General features: G+C 57.8%; 1 protein-coding gene. It reads right to left on the bottom strand.

The features are described from left to right. Positions 1 to 270: 270 nt before the first annotated feature. Complete coding sequence (locus YUU_RS0145820) at positions 271 to 1,341, bottom strand: hypothetical protein (protein WP_245288328.1); 1,071 nt, start codon at positions 1,339 to 1,341, stop codon at positions 271 to 273. Positions 1,342 to 1,840: the final 499 nt, after the last annotated feature.

The raw sequence follows: 1,840 nt of genomic DNA, 5'->3' as shown, positions 1-1,840 counted from the left end.
GCTAGATTTCTGAGACATGGCGCGCTCCTTTTCGGTGCCCCGAACCAGCTTCGATCACTGGCGGGGCTGGAGCACGGCCGGACCATGCCATTAGCAATGAATATCCTCGGGATCAGGCCGCTGATCGCCGCGATCGCGGCCTGAGGCCGGCCCAGTTTTGGCTTCAAGACTGACGGCCCTATAAGGCTGTTTTTACACGGCCAAGACCCTTTGCGGACTTATCGAAATCGAAAAGCACTTAAAAGTCTGAGACGGGCACCACTGGGTGAACTACGGAAGTCTTCTTGTCGCCGTAAAGGGATTGAACCCCCGTTCTGCAAGGGCGGCCCACGAAGCTGCACCAAGATGTGGCAATCGAAAATAGAGTCGTGGCTTGGCCGGATCGGTATCCAGCATGAACCCAGTCGGTAGCCCTCGGACACTTGCGGCATAGAACCCGCCATCCGGCGACCTTTGGGATTCGATTACAGCGATCAACGATTTTGCCTTCTCGCCCCTGCCGAGTAACTCCAGCAAGAGAGCCATTTGGCCCGTCCCTTCGGTCCACACTCCGTCTCGGTCTTCACCGTAAGAAAAGCCCCCGTCGACACCCATTCGCTGTTCGGCGGTAGTAATTACCGATGCAAATTTCTTGGCCGCTCCGGGGAGCGCCGTTAAGGGCCAAACCTGAGCATCGAGGGCCAAAATCGGATTGCGCGTGACGCCGTCTTCGGCGGTGCCCGCCGCGAAACAGGCGCATGCCGAATCCCACATCGTATCTACGAAGTGCTCAGCAGCCGTCGCCATATCACGCCAGCGCGAATCGCCTGTGCGGATTGCGAGAATGCCAAACGCGGCGGCGATGTCAGTATTGTGTTCGGTCGATTTCCATGTCCGTACGTCGGGCGTCGGTTCATGCCCAAACGTACCGCCCGTGAAACCGCCAGTGCCGCGCGTGTCGGCCCATTGCGCGACCCAGGCGCCAAGTCGTGTTGCACCGTCTCGGAACCGAGAGCCGGTGTTCACATCGTCAATCGACAGCAAAGCCAACATGGCCCATGCCATGTTTCCATTATCGCTACCCACCTGGTATCGATCTTCTAACCATTTGTTCTGGGCATTGTCCCACCACCCCGGGAGTTTGACGGGGCTATTCGCCACCACACCCGCGGCGTAAGCGTTCCGGAGTCGTCCATCGTGCCAAGTGCGGTCGTTATCAATCGCCCAGAGAATCGCCGCCCCAATCCGATATGCTTTGTCTCGTTCACCGCAACCGACCAATGCGATGGCGGCCAGCGCATTGTCATAAAGATAGGCGGCGCCATGGAGAGGCCCCGCTTCGACGGTCGGATAGCTGGGCAAGAACAACGGCCCTAGCGGTGCCTTATCGATTAGATCAGCGAGATATCCGCACGCTGACACATTTGGTGTCGCTGAAGCCGGTAGTGGAGCGGCAACCATAGCGATTGTGAAAGTCGCGACGATCCAAGTGTGACAGAAGAGCCCGCGATAACGGTAGAAACAATAAGCAATTGGTTCCGGTAGCATTTCGCTGCCTCTCGCGTCTTCTTCAACCAGAATAGACTTTGGGGCATCAGGAAGAGACAGGTCGGGATCGAATACAAAATCGTGCCGTCATGTTCAATGGCAGTCTGCTGGCCCTTCGCGTCTTTTCGCTGCGCGGCTGCATATGGTCGCAATCGGGGGCATAGCGGAAATCGACAGGCCGACGTCTATTGCAGAGGTCGACGCTCATGACCCGGAATGGAGTGCGCCAGGAAAGCTGGCAAAGAATAGGAGGTGAAAGTCCCCCATGGGGTAAGGACTAGCCATCCACCCCGACCCCGAGTGATGCGCGGCG

It is taken from the genome of Bradyrhizobium sp. Ec3.3 (assembly GCF_000472925.1).
Classification (GTDB): Bacteria; Pseudomonadota; Alphaproteobacteria; order Rhizobiales; family Xanthobacteraceae; genus Bradyrhizobium.
The sequence above is the reverse complement of the archived record's forward strand: the minus strand, read 5'-3'. Positions and strand labels throughout refer to the sequence as shown.